Source organism: Treponema putidum (genome assembly GCF_024401155.1).
Taxonomy (GTDB): domain Bacteria; phylum Spirochaetota; class Spirochaetia; order Treponematales; family Treponemataceae; genus Treponema_B; species Treponema_B putidum.
In genome coordinates, this window is the sequence record NZ_CP038804.1 from 178,330 (window position 1) to 205,044 (window position 26,715).

General features: G+C 39.1%; 21 protein-coding genes and 1 tRNA gene. 12 read left to right on the top strand and 10 right to left on the bottom strand.

The genetic code is table 11. From position 1 onward, the window contains the following. Positions 1-30: 30 nt before the first annotated feature. A complete protein-coding gene (locus E4N74_RS00865) occupies positions 31-714 on the bottom strand; it encodes an MgtC/SapB family protein (RefSeq protein ID WP_044978640.1) in 684 nt (227 codons plus the stop codon). A gap of 38 nt (positions 715-752) precedes the next feature. Next, positions 753-834 (bottom strand) — tRNA-Leu (locus E4N74_RS00870). A gap of 164 nt (positions 835-998) precedes the next feature. Here E4N74_RS00870 and E4N74_RS00875 point away from each other — a divergent pair. Beyond that, positions 999-1,568, top strand: coding sequence for a 2'-5' RNA ligase family protein (locus E4N74_RS00875; RefSeq protein ID WP_044978641.1), 570 nt, complete (start codon positions 999-1,001; stop codon positions 1,566-1,568). A gap of 386 nt (positions 1,569-1,954) precedes the next feature. Here the strand turns inward: E4N74_RS00875 and E4N74_RS00880 are convergent, their stop codons facing one another. From E4N74_RS00880 to E4N74_RS00895, 4 genes are all read right to left on the bottom strand, one after another. Then, positions 1,955-5,029 carry an Eco57I restriction-modification methylase domain-containing protein gene (locus E4N74_RS00880; protein WP_255818392.1) on the bottom strand — a complete coding sequence of 1,025 codons (3,075 nt, stop codon included), beginning with the start codon at positions 5,027-5,029 and terminating at the stop codon, positions 1,955-1,957. A 141-nt stretch (positions 5,030-5,170) separates the two neighbouring features. Then, positions 5,171-6,016 (bottom strand): YitT family protein, encoded by an 846-nt coding sequence (locus tag E4N74_RS00885; protein ID WP_145475223.1) that lies wholly within the window; start codon positions 6,014-6,016, stop codon positions 5,171-5,173. A gap of 81 nt (positions 6,017-6,097) precedes the next feature. Further along, a complete protein-coding gene (locus E4N74_RS00890; protein ID WP_044978644.1) occupies positions 6,098-7,447 on the bottom strand; it encodes an MATE family efflux transporter in 1,350 nt (449 codons plus the stop codon). 30 nt (positions 7,448-7,477) lie between these two features. Next, a complete protein-coding gene (locus tag E4N74_RS00895) occupies positions 7,478-10,288 on the bottom strand; it encodes a CHASE2 domain-containing protein (protein WP_044978645.1) in 2,811 nt (936 codons plus the stop codon). Between the two features lie 187 nt (positions 10,289-10,475). Between E4N74_RS00895 and E4N74_RS00900 the strand changes: the two genes are divergently transcribed. The 4 genes from E4N74_RS00900 to E4N74_RS00915 all read left to right on the top strand — a co-directional run bounded on the left by E4N74_RS00900 (position 10,476) and on the right by E4N74_RS00915 (position 14,723). After that, complete coding sequence (locus E4N74_RS00900; RefSeq protein WP_255805832.1) at positions 10,476-11,669, top strand: acetate/propionate family kinase; 1,194 nt, start codon at positions 10,476-10,478, stop codon at positions 11,667-11,669. Positions 11,670-11,730: 61 nt separating this feature from the next. Next, on the top strand, positions 11,731-13,494 hold the full coding sequence (locus E4N74_RS00905; RefSeq protein WP_255805833.1) for a S1C family serine protease: 1,764 nt from the start codon (positions 11,731-11,733) through the stop codon (positions 13,492-13,494). Between the two features lie 16 nt (positions 13,495-13,510). Continuing rightward, positions 13,511-14,128, top strand: a complete 618-nt coding sequence (locus tag E4N74_RS00910) for a hypothetical protein (RefSeq protein WP_255805834.1) — start codon at positions 13,511-13,513, stop codon at positions 14,126-14,128. Then, positions 14,118-14,723 (top strand): hypothetical protein, encoded by a 606-nt coding sequence (locus tag E4N74_RS00915; RefSeq protein WP_255818394.1) that lies wholly within the window; start codon positions 14,118-14,120, stop codon positions 14,721-14,723. Before E4N74_RS00910 ends, E4N74_RS00915 begins: the two co-directional genes overlap by 11 nt. A 130-nt stretch (positions 14,724-14,853) precedes the next feature. Here E4N74_RS00915 and E4N74_RS00920 read toward each other — a convergent pair whose 3' ends face one another. Then, complete coding sequence (locus tag E4N74_RS00920) at positions 14,854-15,120, bottom strand: co-chaperone GroES (RefSeq protein WP_002670325.1); 267 nt, start codon at positions 15,118-15,120, stop codon at positions 14,854-14,856. A gap of 339 nt (positions 15,121-15,459) precedes the next feature. Between E4N74_RS00920 and E4N74_RS00925 the strand changes: the two genes are divergently transcribed. Then, positions 15,460-16,320 (top strand): sigma-70 family RNA polymerase sigma factor, encoded by an 861-nt coding sequence (locus E4N74_RS00925; RefSeq protein ID WP_044978650.1) that lies wholly within the window; start codon positions 15,460-15,462, stop codon positions 16,318-16,320. Between the two features lie 106 nt (positions 16,321-16,426). On the opposite strand, the gene E4N74_RS00930 is transcribed toward E4N74_RS00925, so the two are convergent. Then, the gene (locus E4N74_RS00930) at positions 16,427-17,617 is read right to left on the bottom strand and encodes a THUMP domain-containing class I SAM-dependent RNA methyltransferase (protein WP_255818400.1); all 1,191 of its coding nucleotides are present in this window, start codon (positions 17,615-17,617) and stop codon (positions 16,427-16,429) included. Between the two features lie 90 nt (positions 17,618-17,707). Between E4N74_RS00930 and E4N74_RS00935 the strand changes: the two genes are divergently transcribed. Beyond that, positions 17,708-18,646 carry a TraB/GumN family protein gene (locus tag E4N74_RS00935; RefSeq protein WP_255818401.1) on the top strand — a complete coding sequence of 313 codons (939 nt, stop codon included), beginning with the start codon at positions 17,708-17,710 and terminating at the stop codon, positions 18,644-18,646. 1 nt (position 18,647) lies between these two features. Beyond that, positions 18,648-19,067, top strand: a complete 420-nt coding sequence (locus E4N74_RS00940) for a hypothetical protein (RefSeq protein ID WP_255818403.1) — start codon at positions 18,648-18,650, stop codon at positions 19,065-19,067. Positions 19,068-19,091: 24 nt separating this feature from the next. Here the strand turns inward: E4N74_RS00940 and E4N74_RS00945 are convergent, their stop codons facing one another. Beyond that, complete coding sequence (locus E4N74_RS00945) at positions 19,092-19,571, bottom strand: C40 family peptidase (protein ID WP_255805839.1); 480 nt, start codon at positions 19,569-19,571, stop codon at positions 19,092-19,094. Positions 19,572-19,650: 79 nt separating this feature from the next. On the opposite strand from E4N74_RS00945, the gene E4N74_RS00950 reads away from it, so the two are divergent. The 4 genes from E4N74_RS00950 to E4N74_RS00965 all read left to right on the top strand — a co-directional run bounded on the left by E4N74_RS00950 (position 19,651) and on the right by E4N74_RS00965 (position 24,334). After that, on the top strand, positions 19,651-21,378 hold the full coding sequence (locus E4N74_RS00950) for an AMP-dependent synthetase/ligase (protein ID WP_255818404.1): 1,728 nt from the start codon (positions 19,651-19,653) through the stop codon (positions 21,376-21,378). A gap of 122 nt (positions 21,379-21,500) precedes the next feature. Next, positions 21,501-21,740, top strand: a complete 240-nt coding sequence (locus tag E4N74_RS00955) for a hypothetical protein (RefSeq protein WP_255818405.1) — start codon at positions 21,501-21,503, stop codon at positions 21,738-21,740. A 249-nt stretch (positions 21,741-21,989) separates the two neighbouring features. After that, complete coding sequence (locus E4N74_RS00960; protein WP_255818406.1) at positions 21,990-23,099, top strand: formylglycine-generating enzyme family protein; 1,110 nt, start codon at positions 21,990-21,992, stop codon at positions 23,097-23,099. A gap of 227 nt (positions 23,100-23,326) precedes the next feature. Then, the gene (locus E4N74_RS00965) at positions 23,327-24,334 is read left to right on the top strand and encodes a hypothetical protein (protein WP_255818407.1); all 1,008 of its coding nucleotides are present in this window, start codon (positions 23,327-23,329) and stop codon (positions 24,332-24,334) included. Positions 24,335-24,526: 192 nt separating this feature from the next. On the opposite strand, the gene fusA is transcribed toward E4N74_RS00965, so the two are convergent. Beyond that, on the bottom strand, positions 24,527-26,605 hold the full coding sequence (fusA, locus tag E4N74_RS00970) for an elongation factor G (RefSeq protein ID WP_255805845.1): 2,079 nt from the start codon (positions 26,603-26,605) through the stop codon (positions 24,527-24,529). Positions 26,606-26,715: the final 110 nt, after the last annotated feature.

Sequence of the window (26,715 nt, forward strand, 5' to 3'; positions counted from 1 at the left end):
AAACCTCTTATTCTTAGCCTGATAAATTTTTCAGTTTATTTTTTCTTTTAAGACTATTGCATCAACTTCTTCTATCTGTTGAAAGTCCATAGTCATCTTGGAAATATCCAGTTTTTTAGGAACATTTATAAAAAGAACAACCTTAGAATGTTCTTTGGAAGATTTTGATGCACGGACATTTGTAGATACAATGGAGGCCGAGTATTCCGTTAATGTATTTATAATCTCTGTCATAGGCGGGGTGTTTCCATGAAAATATATTTCCAAGAATTTATTTTGCCTTAAAGGAAAAATTTTAAGCTCAAGCCTGTTAACAAGTGAAAGTGTCAATAAGGAAATAACGGTCATCACCACTCCTACAGTATATAAGCCGCTTCCTATAGCTAGGCCTATGCCTGCAATTACCCATATTGAAGCTGCCGTAGTCAGCCCCTTTACATTGGCTCCTATTTTTAAGATTGTTCCGGCACCTAAAAAGCCCATACCCGAAACAACCTGAGCTGCAATTCTGGCCGAATCACCCTTTCCTCCGGCCTGAGGCATCCAGATGGAAATTAACATCATCCCGCATGCCCCTACACAAATTAAAATATGAGTACGTAAGCCCGCTACCTGCCTCTTACCGGAACGCTCAATACCTATACAACATCCGGCTAAAAAGCTTAAAAGTAAACGAATAATAATTATTTTGTCTGTTAAAGCTCCGGCATCCATAAAAATTCCTTATGCGGTAGTTGTAATTTTTGAACTTTTGCCCTGAGGGGGACTTGAACCCCCATGCCGTTAAGCACTAGTACCTGAAACTAGCGTGTCTACCAATTCCACCATCGGGGCAAACAATAGGCTATTATAGCAAAAAAAAAGAAGAGTGTCAATTATAGCGCTCGACATTATATCGCTCGAATGCATCTCGAATGTTATCTAATGTACAAGGAATGGGTAGAAATTAAATATGCGTAATATGGAATAAGAAGCTCTTTTGTGCTATAATCACAAGCATGAAACACAATAACATTCCGCAGCAAACGCATTTTATCGGTGTTTTGCTGCCGGAGGATATAACCTGTAGGCTTGAAGACTGCCGTCGATACATGAACAAGGCTTACGGCTGTAAGTCCGGGCACGGAACGCCAATCCATGTTACGCTTGTCCCTCCGTTTAAACTGCCGGAAGAATATGCAACAGCCGATTTAATACTAGCTATTGAAAAAGATGTCTTGCCTAAGCGTTTGGGCTTTACGGCTTATATAGATAATTTTGATGCTTTTGGAGACCGGACACTTTTTGCAAACGTGATTGCCGATGATGCGTGGACAAAGCTGCGGGATGAAACGGTAAAAGCGATATTGAACGCCTGTCCGGGCTGCACTAAAAAAGACAAGAAACCTTTCCAGCCTCATGCTACTGTTTCCAATCGGGATATTCCTGCAGGCGTAATGACAAAGGTTCTTCAGGTTATGAATGAACTGAACCTTGCCGAAGATTTTCCGGTTGATAATATCACTATTTTCGAGCGGAAAGGCAACCGGTGGGAAGCGGGGGCTACTTTAGAATTTTCCATATATTGACTTTAGAATTTCCCCGCCTTAGACTTTGGATTATCATCAATATCGCGTATTAAATCGTACATGTGAAATTTTTCTCCGCATTATACTTATAATCATAAAATGCATTCGCGATCCGATGAGATATAGATTCAATTTCGTTTTTTGACAGCTCATTTAGTTTTTGCATTTTTACGTCCTCTCTTTTTTTATAAAAATAAATTTGATGTTCCATAGGGTATTAAAGCGGGCTGCAATTACCTTATAGAACATTTCCGGCAGCGTTTTTATTTGTTCGATAAATTAAATCCAGTTACTAATAGTAAATGATTATTGAGTTTAGCTGATTCCAATTCTATTAATAAATCTGTATATGTAATAAATTTAATTTTCTTTATCTCATCTTTCTCCTACTCCCCCTCCACAATCTTTGCCTCATCCGACGTCAGCCCATACAGCCCATATACAACAGTATTTATCTGCTTATCCAAAATGTCAACCCGCTGCTGTAAGAATTTTTTATCAGAATCGGAAAGCGCTCTGTTCAGCTGCTCCTGTGCGGCAATCATCTGGTCAACAAGTTTTATAAGCAATTCATTGTTTTTGTTACCATCTAAATCCGGAAATGAGAAACGAGTAATAAATTCCGGTGTTAAACGATAGGCATTGCCTCGGAGCGCCGTACTTGTATTTGAAATAAAAAACCAAAAAAGATTACTGTTCAAAATTGCTAAATATATTTTTTCAGATACTTTACAGCCTATTTCATTAAATACCGGACAATGAATTGCGGGGCCTGTAAAGAACTCTCCATGTACATCAAAACCCATTCGATTTGAGACCAACATATCGGGTATCAGTATTTTCGGTTGTTCATAATCATTTAAACTGCGAGCAGCAGAATATTTATAGAAATTATCATTCGTCAGAGGAATTTTTCTGGTCATCAACAGTGTCTTAAATTTCAATAAATAATTAAAACACAACGGGTAAGTATTCTTCATTTCCTTCGCGTATATCAGCTCATATTTTCCATTAGTCTTTTTATATGGAAAAAGCAGATATTTTATTTGAGTATATGGCTGATACCTTCTGATAGATTCTCCATAAAGAAACTTTCGCAATATACCTTTTTCAATTTCAACGGAACCGTCTGAAAGTTCTGACTTGACGATTACCGTATCACCTTTATCTTGTAATAGATCAAATAAAAATATCTTATCATTTCCGGTTGAAGAACCTTTGAAAATTTTTACGGTAATATCCTTAAAATTATATTTTTGCATTTGAATTTTTTGAAGCAGTTCATCTTTCTTTTCTACATTAAAAAACCAACCATCATCAGCCAATGCAGAATAATTAATTTTATCAAACGTAAGGTGTTCAAGTTTTGTAAAATCTTCTCCAAGTTCAAATTTTTTATATTCAAAGGAATCTTTATTGAAGTTGCTAAGAAAGAGTAAACAAGTGTAGGTAGTAGCATTTGCAAAAACTTGATTTGTTGTAAAATCAACAATCTGAGAGACTGCGGTATTCTTTTTAAGTAGAATGCGAAGTTTTGCGCCCATTTCAGCTTGGAAGAATTTATGAGGTTGAATAAAACCTAAAAGCCCATCCTTGTCTAATAACGTATATCCTTTATAAATGAAAAGCAAATATAAATCATAACTGCCTGATGCAACTGCTTTATATTTTTCATTGTAATATTCTACAGATTCACTATTCGTATCATTCAATGTCTGTATTCGTACATACGGCGGATTCCCTATCACACAGTCAAAACCGCCATCCGCAAATATGTCAGGGAACTGCGCATCCCAGTCAAAGGCATTCACCTTGCGCTGTTCCTCGATACCGAACAACGTTAAATCCTTACCCGCGTAATAATCCGTCCCGATAAGGCTGTTCCCGCATTTAATATTGTGCGACATATCCGGTAGAATTTTTGCCTGTATGTCGCTAGTTCTGAACAGTGATGCCTGTCCCGTTGCGGAAAGCGCCTTGCCTCCATTTTCCAAGAGCTTCAAAAAAAGCGAGAGCTTTGTTACCTCAACCGCCTGCGCGTCAATATCAACACCGTAGATATTGTTTAGCAAAATGCGCTTTTTCTCTTCAATGCTGAGCTTATATCCTTGAGTTGCAGCATCTTTGTAAATAAGACCTTGCTTCTCCGCCTGCGTCCGTTGTTTTTCTGCATAATACCAATCCAAGTGCCAGTCCAGCAGATACTGATACGCTCCGACAAGAAAGCTCCCCGAACCGCAGGCAGGATCCACAAAGCGCAAACGGCTTACCTCATCAGGTGTTCTGCCTGCAAGTTTTTTACCGATTGTGTTTTCAACGATGTATTTAACGATATAAGGCGGCGTATAATACACCCCGCCTGCTTTTTGCACTTCCGGTTTTTCAAGAATTTCTATACTGTGCCCGTTTTTTGTTTTGCGCGTAAAGCGGATAATCTTTCCCAAAAAGCGTTCATAAATGGAACCGAGTATTTCAACCGGCAGAACGCTGAACTCATACTGGCATTCAGGATAATAGAGCGCATTGATAATACTGATGAGTGTTTTATCCTCAACAGCAAGTCCGTCAAGCCATCGGTCGGGAGCAAACAACCCCGCATTAAATTTAGCATTTGCGCTTTCAAAAAGCCGCTGCACATTTTTATAAACAGCCGTTTTTTGCTCCGCGATTTTTTTAAGCTGATTTCCTTCTTCGATTTCTTTATCTTCACAAATCCGCAAAAAGAGAAGCCGGTCGATAATTTTTTGCACGGCACCCGTCAAATTGAATTCATCTATTCCTTCGTTATGCAGCGCAATATCTTCGGCCAGCACCGTACGCCATTTTTCGATCATATTCAAAATGTCATCGTCAACGGTTGCCGTTCCCCGCTTATCCTTATTGCCTTCGTAATAGGTATCGAAGGTTCCGAGATCGACGGCATCCCAGCTGATTTTATCGTACAGCGATTCAAAATTTTCGGAGAACTTATCGTAGGTCAAATACTCAATGCGGGCAGTGGCAGCGGTATCTTTTTCGGACGGCTTAATCCGCGTGTCGTAAATTGCCAATTCCTGAAAATCCGTCAGCACAGCAATAGGCATCTTTGACGTATACGCATAACGCCGCACCTGCAGCGCCGGTTCGGGATTCGTTTTAAGATCAACGCTTGGTTGTTTTGCTTCTACATACATCTTCCGCTCGCCCCCGTAGCAGAGCGTGTAGTCGGGATGCTTTACCTGACCGTTCATCACTACGCGGTCTTCGGTAATGACCTCCTGCCGATCATGCCGTGCCCCCTTTTCGTTTTTGACATCCCATTTTAGGCATTCAAGCAGAGGATCGATGAACTTATTACGCACTTCGCTTTCCACAAAATCTTTGGAAAGATAAAAGGCCTCATTTTCCTTAAATTGTTTTACCAGCTGCGCTACACGCTCCTTGCGTTCAGCCGGTGTCATATCTTTTGCCTTAATGGACATTGTCTACTCCCATAATACGATGTTTGCCTGAAAGGCAAACTCGAAGATAAACAGCTAGGCACCATTTGTGCCGAACTGTTTATCACACCTCCTGCTTATATGTAATCATATCATAGCTTTTAGAACGCGTTTCCTCTGCGGTCATTCACCTATTCTACGCCAATGCCAGCCGAATACGGAGTGTGCATTTGTTACAACCATAAAGGCATCCGGATCGTTTTTGGCAAGATAGCTTTTTAACTTTACAAAATCCCTGCGGCTCATAACCGTTTGGATAACGGAACGTTCGCTTCTTGTGTAAGCACCGGTTGCCTTATATACATTTGCCGAACGGCCCAGTTTCACCATAAAACTGCAAAGTTCGTCCGGTTTATCCGTATTTATAACGCAATATTTGCTAATGTTAAGACCGTCAATTGTAGAGTCTATTATAAGCCCGTTTATGATTACGCCTACTAACGAAAATAAGGCTATTTCGGTTCCGTAAGCAAAGCCTGCAAAAACAGTGATAGCGAAGTCCGTGAGTAAGCATCCTTTTCCTAAATCAAGGCCGAAATATTTTTGCAGGATCATTGCAAAAATATCGCTTCCTCCGGTTGATGCATATTGATTTAAAACTATACCTACGCCTCCGCCGTAAAGGATTACGGCTATGATTAGCTGTAAGAATTTGTCGTTTACAATCGGCCCCTGCAATGGAACAAAAACTTCCAAAAGCCATACGGCTCCTGAAAGCCCAAGGCTCGCACAAACCGTTTTAAGACCGAATTTGTTTCCGATGAGTAAAAAGCCTATAGCAAACAGAAAAATGTTTACTACAACAAGTAAGGCTCCTGTAGAAAGCGGAAGATATTTTGATAATACCAAGGCCATTCCTGTAGCTCCGCCCAAGGATAATTTTGAAGGCAGCAAGAAAAAATGAATACCTGATGCTATCATCAAAACTCCGCAAACGATGTAAAAAAAACTTAATAATTTTTCTTTCATTTTTTTCCCTTATGTGTAAAAATATAATTTATTTAAAATTTAAAAAGTAAACAATTATAATTCTGATATAATTCTGAGCCTCTACTTATTTTTTAACTCAAGAATTTCGGATGCCTTCTTTTTCCATTTTCCCGAACAATAGTAAATGATTGTTAAAAAGCAACCGGCTGCCGAACCTATCGAAACAGCCAGCCAAATTCCATCCGAGCCTAAATATCTTGACAGAACAGCTGCTGTAGGCACTCTAAACACCCACATAGCCAATAGGGTTGAAATCATAGGAAAAACAGTTTCTCCAGCTCCGCGTATGACCCCGTTTAATGTAAAAGTTATTGTATTAAAAAAGTATGCAGGTGCAACTATTACTAAGTATCTGGCACCCAATGTGATTACGTCAGGGTTATTTACAAAAAGAAACATGGCTGTCTTGCCGAAAATAACTATTACCGTAGTAGCTATAACTGTAATTCCAAGTCCTAAAAATAATGAAGCCCGCAAACCTCTTTTTACTCTGTCCAATTTTCCGGCTCCTATGTTTTGGCCCGTAAAGGATGAAAGAGCAACTCCTATATTTAGGGCCGGCATCACGATAAAACCGTCGAGTTTGCCTGCAGCCGAATAGGCTGCTGCCGTTTGAGTGCCGAAAGTATTTACAATCGAAAGAAGAGCCATAAAACCTCCCCCGACCAAGGCTTGTTGTATTCCTGATGGAAATCCCATTTTGATAGACTGAACACAGATAATTTTATCGAATTTTAATTTAAAAAAGTTTACTCTAAAGGCTTTATATTTTATTCTCGAATAAAGTATAAGCCAAACGCAAGAAACAAATTGAGCTATTACAGTTGCTATTGCGGCTCCTGCAATACCCCATTTGAATACTATGACAAAAAGACAGTCAAGGCCTATGTTTATTATTGTAGAAATGATTAGGGCATAAAGCGGTGTCATTGAGTCCCCGAAACCTCTCAGCATTGCCGTAAATGCATTATATATAAACAAAAAAATAATTCCGGTAAAAATGAGCCTTAAATAAATAAGGGCTTCCTCAAAGACATCGGACGGGGTATTTATTATTTTTAATATATAAGGAGAACAAACAATGCCTACAGCAGCCGCTACAAGACCCGCCCAAAATAGAATTAATATACTTGTTTGAATTACTTTATCTATTTCTTCATCTTTTTTTGCTCCGACAAATTGAGCTATTAAAATATTACAAGCCATAGTAAAACCTATGACAAGGGATATAAAAATAAACCATACGGGGAAAGAAATACCTACGGCTGCAAGAGCGTGGTCTCCTATGCTTTTTCCTACTACGATGCTGTCAACAACATTATATAATTGCTGAAAGATATTTCCTAACAGCATTGGTAAGGAAAAAAGTGTTATTTGCTTTAGCTCATTTCCTTGAGTTAAGTTTTTCATATTATTGTCCTTATAAGTTAGTTAAGAAATCTATTTTGTTGTCATGTTTACAATATCGCTGTGTGTTGCCGCCGTTTCGGTATCTGCAAGAAGCATCTTCATTCTTTCAACATACATCTTTGAAGGCTCATCATCGGGAGCGACTTCTAAGCACTTGTTAAAAATATTAAGGGCTTTTTGATATTCTCTTTGCCGGTAAAAATCTATTGCGTTTTCAAATATGCCTACAAGTCTTACCATTTCGGCAGGAGCTTCGGATCTGACTGCCATAACATTGTAAAGCTGAACCGGCGTGTTAATACCTACAACCCTTACGCGGTCAAGACGCCGGCCTAGGAATGCCCCATTAGTTTCGTTCCATGTAGATTCGGAAGCTAAAATCCATGTGCCGTATTTTTTGTTTACACCTTCAAGACGGGCTGCAAGGTTTACGTCATTTCCCATAATTGTGTAGTTCATCTTTTTTTCGGTACCCATGTTTCCTACAACCATCTCACCGGTATTTATTCCTATACGGGTAAAAATGGGCATGGGAATATCTCCCGCATCATAAAGCTGTTTATTTAGTTCGGCTTCCGCTTGTTTCATCCTTATCGCTGCAAGGCAGGCTCTATAAGCATGGTCGGGTAAATCCGTCGGCGCTCCAAAAAAAGAAACTATAGCGTCTCCTATGTATTTGTCAATCGTTCCTTTTTCGCTTAAAATCAAATCGCTCATTTGTGTGAGGTATACGTTTAAAACCGAAACGAGGTGTTCAGGCGTAATTTTTTCGGATAGGGTGGAAAAAGATTTTATATCGGTGAACAAGGCCGTAATTCTTTTTTGCTGTCCTCCGAGAGCGAGCTTATCCGGATCGGAAATAATTTCGTTTACAACATCGTCCGAAAGATAAACGCCGAAGGCCTTTCTTAAAAAGCCTTTTTCTTTTTCGCTGAAAATAAAGTTTAAAAGGAGAATAACTATAAAGCTGATGACTACTGTAATCACCGGCAGAAATAGCTGTAGGTAAATTTTGCCGAATACAAATAAAAGAATGCCTATGGCAAGAGTTATACCCGATAAAACCATCCCTAGAATAACCTTTACAAAACCTCTTTCCGCTTTTTTCATTATAAAGGCTGTAAATACGGCTATTAAAAAAGCAATGATTATCGAAATCCATTTTGGAAGCGGTCTTATAAAATCCTCATTCATAATTGTATTATAAATGTTCGCATGAGTACCTACGTTAGGATAAGATTTCCAAAACGGGTTTACACCTAAATCTGAAGTTCCTACACCGCTGTAACCTATTACTGCAAAAGCATTATTACAAAAACCTTTTATATATTTTATATGTTCCGAATAGTTTTTATATTCTTCTTTTGCATTGTTAAAGATATCCGTAACATATTCATCTATCTTTCCGTATTCTTCAGACCCGCTTTGTTCTTGTAGTTTTGCAAAAAGGCTGTGTATTTCTTTATCGAAGTTTCCGCTTAAAAATTTGCCGTAGTTATCAAAAAAAGAATTGCGTGCTGCAAAGTATTCGTTAAAATCTTGTCTGGTTTTATTCAGCAGTTCTTTTTTCCATTCACCGAGTGCTGCATATTCGTTTTCTAAGGAAGTAACTTCATTGTGGTAAGAAAGGTAGCCTTCTGAGGTTCTTATTTGTAAATCTTTTATAGTTCCCAAAAATGAAATTAAGTTTTTTTCCATAATGTCGGCATAGGTGAGGGCATAAACGGATAAACTTTTAAAACTGCCGTTTTCGGGATTTTCCGTATCGGCAAAGCGCTTTTTTAGCCAGTTTATTAAAAGATTTCCGTCATCATCCAGAGGAATTGTAAGGTCTTTTCTTTTTTTCAAATCGGACGGAACCTTGGCATTTTTTAAAATCAGTTTTCGTCCGGAGCGGATGATTTTTTCGGGCTCAAGGATATGAAGGATTGGGGTAAAAACAAGTTGGCCTATATATCTTCCTTCATATTCGGTTAAAAGAGAAATGCGCCGCCTTACTCCGTCTTCGTCTATAACCACATTCGGAAAACCTGCGCCTTTTGCATGCTTCAAAATGGGCATAATCGTTGGAGCCATTCCGTATTCTTCATTTGCAGCCTTGCGGTTTGCTAAGGTTTCCTTTTTAAAAAGGTCTGCTCCATCCTCTACATTGGTAAACAAAAAATTATTGTAGGCAAAATCTTTTAGTTCTTTTGTTTCTCCGCTTATGTTTATATTTACTGCATTTATAGTTAAAAACGCATTTTCAAAAAAGCCTACAGCGGCTCCCATGTATGCATCATTGTCCCTAAACACATTATTTTTAATTGAATCGGAAAGTTCATCAATTTTTGATTCAAAATATTCGGACATATCATTTCCGACTGTCTTTACTTCAGAAAGCGGAATGTTTTTGCTTGCCACTGCATCCGAAAATTCTTTTATATATTCTCCGAATTCCTGACGCACGGCTGCATATTCTTTGGGCAATTCATTTTCAACATAAGCATTATTTGCACCCGTCCTTCCGGCGGACAGGTATTCAATATCGAAAACGGCGGCCTTTCCTCCTGCTTCTTTTAAACGGATTAAAACATCGGCTAAGACATCCCTTGACCAAGGCCAAGAACCTATTTGCTCTATCGAAAAGTCATCAATATTTAAAAGAAGAATTTCATTTTTTTCTTTGATTTCGGGTTTAAGCCTTAGCATGGCATCGTAGACTTGGTTTTCGATATTGCGGCCTAACGTAATAAAGCTAAAAACCGTAAAACTTAAAAACACTGTAATTGCAATTATAAAATTAAGATTTGTTTGTAAAAATCCTTTAAATGCCGATTTATTCTTTTCTTTTTTGACCATAAATTTCTCCCGAGCTGTTTATCATATTCCTCTTTTTTGTTTTATATAAAAAAGTTTACACAAAAATCGCAATTGCAATTATAATCTAAAAATTATTAAAAAACAAGCCTTTATATCGATAGACTTTTATTATATTTTAGGGTATTATAACCGATAAGATTACTTCACATTTTTAAGGAGATATATAATGAAGATATTGGTTATCAACTGCGGAAGCTCTTCTTTAAAGTATCAGTTAATTGATATGACTAATGAAGATGTTTTAGTAAAAGGCCTTGTTGAAAGAATCGGTATTGAAGGCTCACGAATCAAACATGAAAAAAAAGGAATGGATGCCGTTTTAATTGAAGAAAAAATGAATGACCACAAAAGAGCCATTCAGCTTGTTTTGGATGCTCTTGTAGACAAAAATCACGGCGTAGTAAAATCCATGGATGAGATTACGGCTGTCGGTCACAGGGTAGTTCACGGCGGAGAAGAATTCAATAAGTCGGTTCTTTTGGATGACAGGGTAATGGCCGGTATTAAAGAATGTATCGACCTTGCTCCCTTACACAACCCTGCAAATATTATGGGAATCGAGGCTTGTAAGGCTCTTATGCCGAAAACTCCGATGGTTGCGGTTTTTGATACGGCTTTCCATCAGACAATGCCGGCTGAAAACTATATCTATGCTCTTCCCTATGAATATTACGAAAAATATAAGGTACGCCGTTACGGTTTCCACGGAACATCGCACCGCTTTGTTTCGGAAAAAGCCGCTGAAACCCTAAAAAATAACTCACCCGATTTTAAGGTTATTACCTGCCACTTAGGAAACGGTTCCAGTTTGGCTGCTATTAAGGGCGGAAAATGCGTCGATACCTCGATGGGGCTTACTCCCCTTGAAGGGCTCGCTATGGGAACTCGCTCAGGAGACTTAGACCCTGCAATTCTTCCCTTTATAATGAACAAGGAAAAACTTTCTGCCGATGATATGAGCAATGTTTTAAACAAAAAATCCGGTGTTTTGGGCATTTCAGGTGTAAGCAGCGACTTTAGAGATATTGAAACCGCTGCAAAAGAAGGAAACAAGAGGGCTCAGCTTGCCTTGGATGTATTCTGCAACAGAGTTAGAAAGTACATAGCTTCTTATGCCGCCCAGCTCGGCGGGGTGGATGCCTTGGTATTTACGGCAGGCATAGGCGAAAACTCTATCGAACTTAGAGAAAAAATCTGCCACGGTTTGGAATTCCTCGGTGTAGAAATCGATTCCGAAAAAAATAAGGTAAGGGGAAAACTCACCGATGCAAGCAAGGCCTCCTCAAAGGTTAAGATTCTTATAATTCCTACAAATGAAGAGCTTATGATTGCTAAGGATACGATGAATTTGGTAAAATAAAGCTTAAGCAAAAATAGACTATAGGGCTTATCCTGTAGTCTATTTTATTTTGGAGGTTCAGATGAAAAATAAAATTATAAGCATCTTCTTTTTTTTATTTTATTTAACTATTTTTGCAGACATAAGGGATGCAGTATGTATTGTCAGACCCAACTATGAGGAAAAAACTTTACAATTTATGGATGATGCTGCTGATGAAATTTCAAAGGCCGGTTATAGCGATATTGCCGAACTTTTTGAAAAGGCGAAAGATGGTGTTTTCGGTTCAGGATTTTTTATTCGTGGTCAAAATAAGAAAATCTATGTACTGACGAACTATCATGTTGCAGCCTATGCTTCATCTCTTTCTCTTGAAATTGAAAATATTGACGGTGCAAAGATTAAAATTGAAAATTGCCCTGTTGTAGCAATAGATGAAGAATTGGATCTTGCAATAGCTGAGGTTGAAGATAAAAGAGTAAAGTCTTTTTTGAATTTTGCAGATAAGCTTCCCTCCGATGGAGCCGACGTTTGGTCAGCCGGTTATCCGGGGCTTGGAGGGAAACCGCTTTGGCAGCTTGGAAAAGGAACCGTTACCAATTCAAAAGCAAGGCTTAGTAATATTGTCGACCCTAAAAAGTCCTTTTTTATTCAACATTCCGCTCCGATAGATTCGGGAAATTCCGGAGGCCCTCTTTTAGTCAAATCTCTAAATTCTTCGGGCGGGGGGAATCCTAACGGATACGAAGTTATAGGTATAAATTCGGCTAAGGCTGTTTTTAGGCAATCTACAAATTTTGCAATTCCTGCAACATCTATTAAAAATTTTATCAATGGAAGAGTTTTTGGAGGCAGTGAAAAGTCCGAAAACAATTTAAAACTCGCATTAGATGAATTTGCAGAAGCCTGTAAGAATTTTAAGATTGATAAAGAAGATCAAAAAAATGAAGAAATTCTAAAAAGGCTTCGAAAAATTGCGATGTATATTTCCGAGGATTATGCTATAAATGAGGGCTTGGATGCTTACAAGACAGCTTTACGAAAGGCTCCCAGACTTTTTAGGACTGAGATTCTGGCTGCTTCAATCCTTGGAAACCCGATAAACGGAATCAGAACAGCTCTTGCTTATCAAATATATACCTCTATAAAGCCTGAAGAAAATTCATATAGACCTGAAACAAGCATAGATCTTAAATCTTTAAAAAATATCGGCAAAAAATATGAATTTGTGCTGTATGATGAGGCTGAAAAATCTAAATTTTTTACCGTTTGGAAAAATAATCATAATTTTTGGCAAATTGAAGCTTCCAATTTGAACGGTTCGCCCGAAAAAAAATCTTCCGAAAAAGCGGCAAAAAAAGAAAAGCAAAATACGGGAGCATCTTTTATTTCTATCGAAGAGATTCCGACAAGAATGAGAATATATGCATCCTACATCGGTTTAAAAAAGGATACTGGCTGGGCATCAGGCTTCTCCTTAGGTTATCTTTATAGTTTTAAATATGTAGAAATAGGTTTTTCAGGAGTTATCGATAAACCTAGGACTCTGCCAAGCTTTACCTTTATTAAGCAGCCGAAAATCGGTATCGGAATGGGACCGGAATTGCGGTTTCTGTTGCCTCTTAATATTAAAGATGCAGTATATCTTGCTCCTCAAGCCTTTGTAGGAGGAGGTGTGTTTATACCTCCCTTTGAGTTTTTTGTCCAATACGGTGGGGGAATTGAGATTGTACCGGTAAGTTTTACATCAGTATCATTCGGAATTGAGTGTCTTGTCAGGTCATATTTTAAAGAAATAAAAGAAACAAATATAGGAATTCGCGCAAGTATTTCGTTGCGTATATAATAAGAGGAGATTAATTATGGAATTGAAAAAGAATTCTATCAAGGTTGGGGCATGGCTTATATGTTTTATAGGCTTAACGGTGCTCCTTAATTCATGCCTTTTTTTGGCTTTTTCAGGAAAAGGTGTATCTGAAGGAGAGGCAGGTATAAACGGTGAACAGGTCAAACTAAAGGAAATGGTAAATTCCGATAAGGAGTGCCTGGTATACGGTTATCTGGACGTGGGCGGATTTCATACGTATGCTCAAATGGACGCTTCAAAAGAGCCTATGTTTGTTTTGCCTAAATCTTTTGGAGGCGGAGTTTTTTGTTTTCCTCCAATGGACAAAGGCTTGAGTTTTCAGCTTGTAGAAATGAATTATAGTAACTGGTTTACTAAAACAACTACAACTTTTACACCGGGGCTTGGCAAAACAGGTAATATAACATTTACTACTAAAAAAACAGGATTACAGTTTATCGGAGCTTATGACTTTATAATTAACGGTTCTTCAGCCTCTCTTTCTCTTTATCCCCGAGGAGAACAATCAAAATATGAGCTAAAATGTTTGAATAAAATGAAGAGTAAGTTTAAAAAGACTAAGTGGGAAGCCCTTATTGACAAGAGAATACAGGAGATTGAAAATGAAAAATAGAAAATACCTTTTATTATTTCTTATTGCATTTGTAAATATTGCAGTATTTGCGGCCGATAAAAAACCTCCAAAACCGCCTGCAAAAAGTGAGGTTGTTGTTGTTTTTGCTCTAAAAATTAAACCTGAGCCTAATACTGACTTCTTTTCAAATTATAGGTATGCCTTTTCCTTTTCTTCGAAGCTTCAAACAAAGGATTCTCGTGATATGACGGATAGAATAACGATTAAAGCTTCAAACCGTAGGGTGCCTCTTTTGGGCTTGATTGATGAAGATGCTAAAAAAGTTGAATTTGCTATGGTAAAACTGCCTTTTGCTTACGGCCAGCGGTATATCAATATTGAGGCTTTACAATATCATTTTGCAGGTACTGAACCTCTTAGAATAAGCATTCCCTTAAATGGAAAGCTTGAAGTTCCTGAAGGTGTAAAATATGTCTATATCGGAGATTTTGTCTGCAAGTGTGCTCTTCCGTTTTATGACATAACAGATGTCAAAGAAATTGATAATTTTGATGCGGCTTCTAAGGCTTTAAAGGAAATGTATGGAAAAGATGCAGAGCTTGAAAGAATTCCATTAATTCCGATTGAAAAATAATAAAGCTCTTTCAAGTAAAAAAAGGCGGGCCTTGTTTAAAGCCTCGCCTTTTTTAATGGGAACCTCGAAAAACTTCAGTTTTTCGAGGTTCCTTAATCAGCTTTTATCTGTAAGATAAAAACGCTAAACCTTATTCTACAACAGCAACCAAATCGTTTGACTTTAAAATCAAATGATCTACACCGTCGATTTGAATTTGAGTTCCGGCATATTTGTCATGGATAACTTTTTGTCCGACGGAAACCTTGATTTTTTCTTTATCATCTCCGACAGCTACGACCACACCTCTTTGGGTTTTTTCTTGAGCTGTGTCGGGAATGATAATTCCTCCCGCCGTCTTTGTTTCTACTGCATCCGGTTTTACTAAAACTCTGTCTCCTAAGGGTTTAACTTTCATCAAAAGACCTCCTAAAAAATTAAAAGAAAGCAAAAAGCTTTTTTGTGCCTTTTTGGCACTCTTTTTTGTGTTTTATTTCGGGATGTGTCATTTCAGTACACCTCTCCCGAACATCATAAAATATAAGAAAAAAAAACTAAAAAGGCAATAGGTTTTGATTATTTTAGGCATTAAGTATTTTATTTTATAATTCTATATTGGATATAGAGTTATACCATTGATTATCCTGTTTTTTTAGGTTTAAAATATTTCTTTTCTTAATTTAGTACCTTAGCATAGTTTTTGCTTGTATATGTAGGAGGCTAAAAACTTTCACAGTTTTATACAAGGAGTTGAATTATGTATAACAGAAACAAAAAAGACTATAGCGCAGAAACAAACTCGCTGGCTACTTATTTAAAAGAAATAAACAAGATACCGCTTTTAACTGCGGAAGAAGAGATAAAATATGCTAAACTTGCAGAAAAGGGCGATGAAGATGCCAAAAACATGTTGGTAAATTCAAACCTCCGCTTTGTCGTAAATGTTGCAAAAAAATATCAAAACCAAGGGCTTCCTCTTATGGACCTCATTAGCGAAGGCAATATAGGCTTGATAAATGCTGCCGAAAGATTCGATGTTTCAAAGGGCTATAAGTTTATTTCTTATGCGGTCTGGTGGATTAAACAATCTATTTTAAAGGCTATTTGTGAAAAGTCAAGGATGATACGCCTTCCCTTAAACAGAGCAAACGAGCTTGTTCAAATTGAAAAGGCAAAAAAAGAAATTGATTTTGCCGGAAACGAAACTCAAGAACTAAACGAGATTGCAGGTATTTTAAATATGAATAACAGTATGGTTCATACTATTATGAATGCGGCTAAAGAGCCGATTTCCATAGATGCTCCCGTTTTTGACGAACCTGGAAGCTCAAGTGTAAACGACTTCTTACAGGATGAAACTCATCAGATGCCTGAAGATTATGCACTGGATATGAGCCTTAGGGATGAAGTAAACGAGCTTCTTAAAAATCTTGATGACAGGGAAGCAGAGATAATCCGCCTCCGTTTTGGGCTTGACGGTTCCGCTCCTCTTTCTTTAAAAGAGGTCGGCCTTATCTTTAACCTTACAAAAGAAAGAATACGCCAAATCGAAAAAAAGGCCTTGCAGCAGCTTAAAAACCCTGCCGAAAAACAAAAACTTGCCGTTTACGTCGCGTAAACAATTTACGTAGCGTAAACAATTTACGTTGCGTAAATGATTAGTTCCATGCGATTAACTTAGGGCTGTCTTTTAGGCAGCCCTTTTTATAAGCTAAACGTGGGGCTTACTCCATAATGTACAAAACCGTTTCCATATTGCCTCCGCGGAGGCTGTGTTTTTTTAAGACGGCATCCTTATTTTGCTTGCAGAATATTTTTTCGAATTCTTTTTTGCTTGTGATAAAACCGAGCTTCCAGTCCGGGAAGTGTTGAGGTATTTCGGCCATCCGTTTATAAAGTTCAAAGGTTTCTTCCTCGCTTCCGAGCCTTTCGCCGTAGGGCGGATTCGATAAAAGGATGCCGCTGTCATAAGGGGCTTCCAGTTCCGAAAAGTCCGATTGAATAAAGTCAGGACGCTCGATGTGATGGGTAATGCCTGCTGCATGAAGTTCCCTTCCTGCGATGATGCAGGCCCTTTCGGCATTGGCCTTTGAAAGAGAAACTGCTTCTTCCGAAATATCCGAGCCCGTTATTCTTGCAAGGCAGTCGGTGCGTACCTCCGAGGCGGCTCTTTCTTTTTCTTCTTTTAAAACCGTTTCCATTTTTTCTTTTTCAAAACATATAAAGTTTTCAAAGGCAAAGTGACGGGCAATTCCGGGCGGAATGTTATAGGCATACCAAGCAGCCTCAATCGGAATAGTCCCTGAGCCGCAAAAAGCATCGTGGAGAGGGATTTTTCTTTTCCATTGCATTAGCTGAATTAGTACGGCTGCCAAGGTTTCTCTCATGGGGGCGGCTCCTCCGCTTAAACGATAACCCCTTCTATAAAGCGGTTCCCCCGATAAGTCTAAACAGACGTAGACATTGTTGTTTTCTATGTAAATGCGGATCATAAAACGGGTTCCGGTTTCGGGCAGGGAGTGCATATTCCATTTTTTGCACAGCTTGTCGCACACCGCCTTGTGGACGATGGATTGAACGGCATGTTCCGAAGAAAGTTTTGATTTATAGATACGCACCTTGTCGATTGTAATTCGGGCATCACGCGGAAAATAATTATGCCAGTCTATCGAAAAGACCAAATCAAAAAGGTCATCAAAATTTTCGGCCTTTGCGGTATTTATAAGCATAAAAACCCTGTCGGCTGTACGTAAAAAATAATTTGCCTTAAAAAAAGCTAAAATAGGTTCGGCTTCGGTTGAAGTAAAAAATACCCTTCCGGGCAATCTATTATACGGCTTAAAGCCTAAAATTTTTAATTCCCTTGTAAGGACGGGTTCTGCACCTACGGCACATAGAGCAATAAAATCATTCATAAGTGTTCGCAGTATAGCATTTTTTTAAAATTTTTTATATACTTTTAATGTAAAATTATAAACATATTTAAATTAGAATTCGGAGAATCTATGAAAAGAATAAAAATACTCTTACCGTATACTTTAAGCTTTTTGCTGCTACTTTCGTTTTTAACTTCTTGTACAACAAAAAAAACTTATTTACAAGAAGAACAAACCGAATCTAAGGCGGTTTTAATAAAACATCCTGAAAGAATGTTTTGGGAAATAAAAAAAGATGAGGCTTCAATCTATATTTTAGGTACAATTCATGTTGCCGATAAGGATTTTTATCCTTTGGAAGATAAGATACTCGAAGCCTTTGACAAAGCGGACAAGCTGGTCAGCGAATTAGGCGGCAGCGAAGAAATGAATACGGTTCAAGAAAAATTTCAAATGAAGATGCTGCAAAATATTAATTTAAATCCTGAAAAAGATTTATCTAACTTTTTATCTCAATATGAAATAGATGTTGTTAAACAAGAGTTGGGAGAAAACATTGCAATTCCCTTATTTAAATTTAATCCATGGATTCTTACGGTAACATTGAACCACATTCTTTATGAAAAGGCAGGTCTTGATTCTCAAAACGGTATAGACATGCATCTTATCAGCCGTGCTGAAAAAAGAAAAATTGAAGCACTTGAAAGTATTGATGAGCAGCTTGAACTCTTATCCTCCGGCACCTTTAACGAGCAGCTTAAGGAACTTAAAAAAACTATAGAAGACTTACAGAATTTTGATCAAACTATTGATTTACTTACTAAGATAAAAAAACTTTATTTGGAAAATAATGATAGGGACTTAAAAGATTTTATAAACTCTCTTTTAGATATGAGCGAGGGGATAAGCCAAGATGCTCTTTTAAAAAATAGAAATATTGCTTGGGCGGAAAAGTTGGAAAACTATCTTAATGAAGGCGGAAAAACCTTCGTGTTTGCAGGTCTTGCTCATTTTTTAGGTGAAGACAGCGTATTTGAGCAAATGAGATTAAAAGGAATTTTAGAGTAAAATGAAAAATAGATTAATAGTTTTTGCACTTTTATTGATTTGTGTTTTATCTTGTAAAACAAAGCCGATTGAGCCTAAAAAAATTGGAGGGGCCTATATACAGCTTACCGACAGGGCTCAAATATCTTTTAAGGATCTTCCTTGTACCGTGTTTTTTTCGGACGGTACTCAAGAAAAATATATAACGAATGAAGACGGCAAGATTGTAGTTCAAGTTATTGAAGGCCGTATAATAACAAAGGTCGTCTATGATTTTTCCGGTTATAAAAGGCCTAAGGGAAAGCTTTTGGCAAAGGAGGAGTTTTCAATAATAAGAAAACTTAAAACAAAACCTAAATCTTTGATTCAAACCTTTGATATAAATATTGAGCCCCGCAAGGGAATGCAGCTTATAATAATCTTGGATGTTTTTGATCTTTAATTATGAGCCTTTCTTTTTTGAACTTTATTCATTAAAAATATCTTCGGGATCTAAAAAACGGCCTGCAAAGCGGTAGGTATTTTTCCAATATTTTTCTTCTAGTGAAGAAATTATTACACCTGTATGTTTACCCTGCGAAGCGGAATGGATAAATTCTCCGTTACCGATATAAATTCCTACATGCGATACTTTGTTTCCCACGGTGTAGAAAAATAAAAGATCGCCGGGTTGAACTTCTTTGTCTGAAATTCGTTTAGCAAAGTCAGCAAGCCCCTTTGTGCTTCTGGGCACGGTCATTTCAAGGCCGTCAAGGGCAGCCCTATATACAAAACCTGAGCAATCCATTCCGGCCTTAGTAGTACCTGCATATTTATATGGAGTTTTTAAGTATTTATATGCGGCATTTATAAAATCGAGCCGAGGAGATTCGGGCGGTTGAGCTCCAAAAATCATGCATCCGTTTAAAAAAAAGCTAAAGATAATAAAAATAAATATTTTTTTCATAAATTCTGCAACCTCTTATCTCTTATCGGGTCTAACTATAAGAGAATTTAGCTAAATTTATTTATAAAAGGAAGATCTTATGGCAAATCTTAATAAAAAACCTTGGGCATTTTTAGATGAATGGAGGGGATCAAAATTTAAAGGCGAATGGCCGACCCTCCCCGAAATGTTTGAAATTACTGCAGAGCGGTACCCTGACAGAAATTGTTTTACGGTCTTTGAACCGGATCGTATTACCCTTTCTTATTCGGAAAGTTTGAAGGTAATAAAAGACTTGGCCTATTGGATGACTGAAAAGGGTGTTACGAAGGGAACTCATGTTGCCGTTTCGGGAAAAAACTCCCCTGAATGGGCTGTTGTATATTTGGCAGCCCTTTTTGCAGGCGGAATAATAATTCCGATAGACTATGGCCTTCATAATGAAGAGATTGAAACCCTTTTAAAAACATCAAAACCGAAGATTTTTTTTGTAGATGAAGAAAAATTCGATTTTTTTGCAGAAAAAGCAAAAACCGAGACCTTTATAGGTTCCCTTTATTCTTTAAGTAAAAAACACCCTGAAATTTATGTTTATAATCTAAAGCCTTCCGGAAATCCTGAACTTGCAAAGGCCCAAGAAAACGATACGGCTGCAATTCTTTTTACCTCAGGAACTACAGGAAACCCTAAAGGCGTTGTTTTAACTCATAAAAATTTTGTTTCGGATTGCTATATCGCACAGTCGAACCTTAACATCTATCATACGGACGTATTCTATGCTCTTTTACCGCTTCATCACTCGTATACTATGCTTGCGGTATTTATCGAAGCCCTCTCGGTCGGTGCAGAGCTGGTATTCGGAAAAACTCTTGCAGTTTCAAAAATGCTTGCCGAGCTTAAAGCCGGAAAAATCACAATGCTTTTGGGCGTGCCTCTCTTATTCAATAAACTTCTTGCCGGTATTTTTAAAGGAATTAAAGCAAAGGGTATTGTCGTATTCGGTATTATCAGAGCATTGATGGGCTTTTCATACTTTGTTAAAAAGGTCTTTAAGGCTAATATCGGCAGTAAGCTCTTCCATGGAATTTTAGATAAGGCCAGTTTGGGTAATGTAAGAATTGCTATATGCGGAGGAGGCCCTTTAGCTCCCAAGGTATGCAGGGCTTATAATGAGTTCGGCATCGACTTTGTTCAAGGTTACGGCCTTACAGAGACATCTCCCATCATTGCCCTTAATCCTAAAGAGCACTTTAAAATTGCCAGCGTCGGGCAGTATTTTATTTCTTATATGGAAATGAAGATACTTGATCCTGATGAAAAGGGAATAGGGGAGGTTGCCGTAAAGGGGCCTATGGTTATGCAAGGCTATTACAATATGCCCGAAGAAACAGCCGAAGTTCTTTCTCCCGACGGCTGGTTAAAAACAGGAGACCTCGGCTGGCTTGATGATGAGGGTTATCTCTATCTTTGCGGAAGGGCTAAAAACCTCATAGTTACCGCCGGAGGAAAAAACGTCTTCCCCGAAGAAATCGAAAATATGTTCCAGCTTTATTATAATGAAATTGAACAGATTACCGCTGCAGGCTATCAGGCTGAGGAGGGGGAGGAAGTCGAAGCCCTTGTTTATCCCGCCGATGAACTTTACAAAAAGCTTAATATGACGCGCGGCACAAGCGAGGGTGATGCAGCCGTTCAAAAAGAAATCGATGCCATTATCGAAACCGTAAATAAAAAGCTTTTACCTTATCAGCGGATTACAAAGACAACTTATCTGTCCGAACCCTTGGAAATGACCACAACCAAAAAAGTAAAGCGCTTTAAGAAGTAGGTAGTTATAAAAAGGAACCTCTAAGAACTTACATTTTTTAGAGGTTCCCATATCTTTTAAGATGGAAAGATGTTTGAAATGGGCCTTGCAATATGCATCAATACCGTGTATACTAAATACCAATGATATGGAAACGCACCGCCGGCAGTTATAAACATTCTCACAAAAAAATTACAAAAAGTTTTGAAAAAGCTCTTGACATAAAGCAGCCTATCGGGCAAAATTCACAGCTTCACAGCTTCACAGCTTCACAGCTTCACAGCTTCACAGCTTCACAGCTTCACAGCTTCACAGCTTCACAGCTTCACAGCTTCACAGCTTCACAGCTTCACAGCTTCACAGCTTCACAGCTTCACAGCTGATAGGTGCCTGTGCTCAGATAAATTTACAATCAAACACAAACAAATTTACTCACATAAAAAACCGCATAAGGGCCGTAGTACGCTTTTATGCGTTTTTTATATTACACCGCAAGGCACGCAAAGCGTTGAGCTTAGCTCAACTTCGCAAAGGATAACTAAGGATGTCCTTACAAAGACTCCCTTAAACCTCTTTGCGTTCTTGGCGTGCTCGGCGGTTAAATTAAAAATTAACTTTGACAGGAGGAATTTATGACAAAGTTTAAAACAAATAAGAAGAAGGCAAAAGCTTTTAAGGGAGCAGTGGTGCTCATCATAGCCGCAATATTGGTCATGGTCATTACAGCCTGTCCCAATAGAGCGAGCAGTTCCGGCGGAGGCGGAACGCCGCCTGCAACTTCTGAAACCGAGTACAAGTTTGTAGACATTCAAGGGGTAACCATTAAAGGCGCTTTTCCCGGATGTACCTTACCCGAAAGTGAAGATTGGTGGAAAGGCGTATTTATTAACGGGCGGACGGTAAAATTAAGCCCGTACAAGTTAGGCAAGACAGAGGTAACGTATGATTTATGGTATAAAGTGCGTACGTGGGCAGAAAGTAAAGGCTACACCTTTGCAAACAAAGGGCTTGAAGGTTGGGACGGCACAGGCGGCGGAGGTAGTCATCCCAATTATACAAACATAGGCAATCCTCCTACAGGAAACAAAAATCATCCTGTAGCAATGGTAAGCTGGCGGGATTGCATAGTATGGTGTAATGCGTATACGGAAATGAAGCTGGGCTCCGATGAGCAATGTGTATACCGCAAAAGCGATAGCGATACTACGGTATTAAAAGACGCAAAAGCGAAAGAAGGGGAAGTATTTATTTGCGATAAAGCCTATGCCGATATGAATAAAAAAGGCTTTAGACTTCCGACTGAAGCCGAGTGGGAATATGCAGTCCGTTGGCAGGGAAGCGATAAAACAAATGCTGGAAAATACGGCGATGTATACCTTACCAAATTAAACAGTGCAAGCGGAGCGAAAGCTGACTGGAATGATGCTGCGGAAACAGGAGAGGTTGCGTGGTATAGTGGTAATTCAGGAGGAAAAACTCATCCTGTAGGAAAAAGGAGAGAGAATGCACTTGGCTTACACGATATGAGCGGGAATGTCTGGGAATGGTGTTTTGATTGGCATGACACCATAGCAGCAGAAAATGTTACCGATCCGCAAGGTGCAGCGGTGGGTATTTACCGTGTTAAACGCGGCGGCAGCTGGCTCCACGACGCGAAGTACTGCACTGTAGGCGGACGGAACAGCATCAATACTGACTACAGTTACATAGATATTGGCTTCCGCTTGGCTTGTCGGCATTGAGCCGATGAAAAATGTACGTCCTGTACATTTTTCATCTTAGAGTTTTAGACTTGCGTCTAAAACTCTTGGAAGTTTTGAACCACCGCCGTCCATGGCGGTACGCGGTGAAGCCGAACAGGCAAAATGTGTGGCGTGGTGCAGTAAATTTTTTGAAGCAGAGATGAAACTGCACTGTGTCAGCCGCTTTAGCGGCTCGAAAGTTTTTGTAATTTAAGGAGTTTTATACTATGAACAAATCAATTTTTTCAACATATCATAACGCCGAAAACAGAGTAACCTCTACGATACTGGCGGTTTTGGAACGGCTGAGCAATCCGACGCTGTCGGCTATTTTCCAAGGCATAGAAGGGGAAAGTAACTTTAAAATGATTACTTTCGAAAATCAATATAAAAACGGCAACTCCGTACCGGATGCACGGATTTTTGCATCGCTCGATTATATCATCGAAACAAAAATCGAAAAAAATGCCGTCGATAGAGCTCAGCTTGAAAGGCATCGTAACAATTCAAAGGAGGCCAAACTAATAGTTTTAACGCCCGACGAATCCTGTCCTCAGTGCATAACGGAGCTTGCACGCGAAACATCCGGCTCAAAAATCATCTGGTGCAATTTTGACATTTTATACGAAATACTGCACACGGTAACAGAAGAAGTAACGATGATACCGCACGAGATTTTCTTGCTTTCGGAGCTGCAGGCATTCTTTAGAGAAGAAGGCTTACTGAATGCAAATTTAAACGATGAACAGAAAACTGCAGTCATCGTTCCCGCACGGGAAGCCTGGCCGTTTTATAAGAAGTACGGCATCTACCGCTGCCAAGAAAACAGATATTTTATGCCTACAAAGTATATGGGTTTTTATGCGGAGCAGAGTATTCAGCCCCTTTTCCCCGAAATTATCGGTTCTGTAGAGAGCCTGATACTAAACGACGATGCCGCACTTGATCAAGCCGGTGTCAAGACCTGCATGGGTAAACGGGAAGAAGTAATAGAGCGGCTGCGGGAATTTAAAAAGATTTACCCGAATACCGACCGGCTGAACGACGAACGCTGTAAATATATCGTATTGGCAAAAAAAGAAGACACAAGTCGAGTCGTTTCTATCAAAGCCCCGATTAAAAACGATAAAAAAGCATACAGCGGGCGAAATTTCGCCTTCGTAATGAAGCAAGCCTATATCCTCATCGACGAACTGCAAAAAGCAACAAAAACATCCGAATTAACACTGCTGTAAATTTTTACATTACAAAGTTAAATATTATCCTGTTACAGAATCTGATAGAGCCCATGCAGGAGTTTTTCGAAGCAGCTTAACAAGCGTAATCAACAACCCCGACGCAAGCGTCGGGGTATTAAACCCTCCGCACGAATAAAAAAACTCCACATCGGATTGTCCGGCGTGGAGTTTTTTTATTTAGGCTTTAGCCTATTCTTCTTGCTCTTCCATGAAAGCCTTGGCTTCGGCTATTATCTCATCGGCAATCTTACCGGATATCGGATCATAGTGATCAAAGGACATTTCAAAAGAGCCCGTACCGCTCGTCATTGAGCGGAGGTCTATTGCATAGCGCAAAAGCTCCTTGTGGGGAACCTGTGCTCTGATTTCTTCAATGCCGCTTGCGGGGGAGGACTGGCCTAGGATTCTGCCTCGGCGTGAAGAAAGGTCGCTCATTATATCTCCCAAGTAGGAATTTTCGACAAAGACGGTTAGGTTCATAATGGGCTCAAGGAGGATGGGGCCGGCATTGCGCATCGCATCCTTAAAGGCATTTCGGGCTGCAATCTTAAAGGCCATTTCAGATGAGTCTACGGGGTGCTCTTTTCCGTCAAGAACGGTTACGGCAACATCTACTACGGGGTAGCCTGCAGAAACGCCTTTTTCCATAGCCTCAATAACGCCCTTTTCGACACCGGGTATGTAGCCCTTGGAGATAGCTCCTCCGAAAACCGCATTGGTAAACTTGTATTTTTCACCTCTGGGGAGGGGTTCGATTGCCAAAACAACCCTGCCGAATTGCCCGTGACCGCCTGACTGCTTTTTATGCGTGTATTCGGCTTGGGATTTGCGCTGAATTGTTTCTCGATAGGCAATTCGTGGAATGGAGGTTTGAATTTCGATTTTAGACTGTTTTTTTACCTTATCCAAAACTATGTTTGTATGAAGGTCTCCCATACCCGATAGAACATTTTGCCTTGTTTCGGCATTGAAGGCAAAGGATAGCGTCATATCTTCTTCGCAAGCTCTAAACAACTGCTCGCTTACCTTATCGTCATTCTTTTTATCGATTGCCGAAACTGCCAGCGAATAAATAGGTTCCGGTGTTCTAAGTCTTACGAAGGGAACTGCATCGGATAGGGCGGCCAAAGTATCATTCGTCTTTGTGCTCGTAAGTTTTACCAGAACTCCTATATCTCCTGCTTGAAGCTCTTTTATTTCAGTAAGTTTTTTACCCATTATCTTATAGATTTTGCCGACTCTTTCTTTTTTTTCTTCTCTAAGATTATATACCTCGGAATCGGCCGAAAGAACTCCCATAACAACCTTTACATAAGAAAGACGGCCTGAGAATTGATCGTTAGAGGTTTTTACTACAATGGCCGAAAGAGGGGCTGAAGGGTCCAGTTTAACGGAAACTTCTTCTCCTTCTTTAGTGATTCCCCTTTCCAGGGAACCCTCAGGGGACGGCAGGATTTCGCTTATAAAACGTAAAAGAGAATTAAGGCCTGAATTATTTATTGCCGAACCTGCAAAGATGGGCACTATTCTGTTATCTGCCATTGCAAGGGTAAGCCCTCGGCTTATTTCTTCAGAAGAAAGTTCGCCTTCATCTATAAATTTGACAAGTAATTCTTCATCTCCTTCTGCAGCAGCTCCGGCCAGAACTTCCAGAGCTTCCTTGTATTTATCCTGATACTCGGCAGGGATTTCCGTTTCTATTTCTTTTCCGCCCTCGATTTTATATGCTTTTCCGTGTAGGACATCTACAACGCCCTTAAAATTACCTCCCGTTCCCATGGGAAAGCTTACGGGGAAAACATCTACCTGAAATTGTTTTTTGACATCGGCTATACAGTTATCAAAATCGGCTCTGTCTTCGTCCATTTTGTTTGCAAAAACAAGGCGGGGTTTGTTTCTTCTGTCAAGGTCGCGCCAATACTTTATTGTTTCGATTTGAACGCCCGATCTTCCGTCCAAAACTATGAGAGCCGCTTCGGATGAGCGGAATGCGGCGATTACCTCACCGATAAAATCAGAGGCACCGGGAGTATCCCAAATGTTTATAAGCTTATCGTCTTTTTGTAAATTAACTAATGTGGAATAAATAGATATCTTTCGATCGATTTCTTCCTGACTGTAGTCCGTTACTGTTTTTCCGGACTCTACCGATTCGGCCTTATCGATAAGGCCTGAAACGTAAAGCAAGTGTTCGACAAGACTGGTTTTTCCCGATTGCCCGTGTCCTGCAACGGCAATTGTCCTGATTTTATCCGTTGTAAATCCCATAAAAACTCCTTTTATATAAAGCGTAAAAGCTTAAATTTAATCACAGAATAAGGATACACTATATTTTCAAAAATTGCAAGGTTAATAATATAGAAAATTTGCGGAAGAGA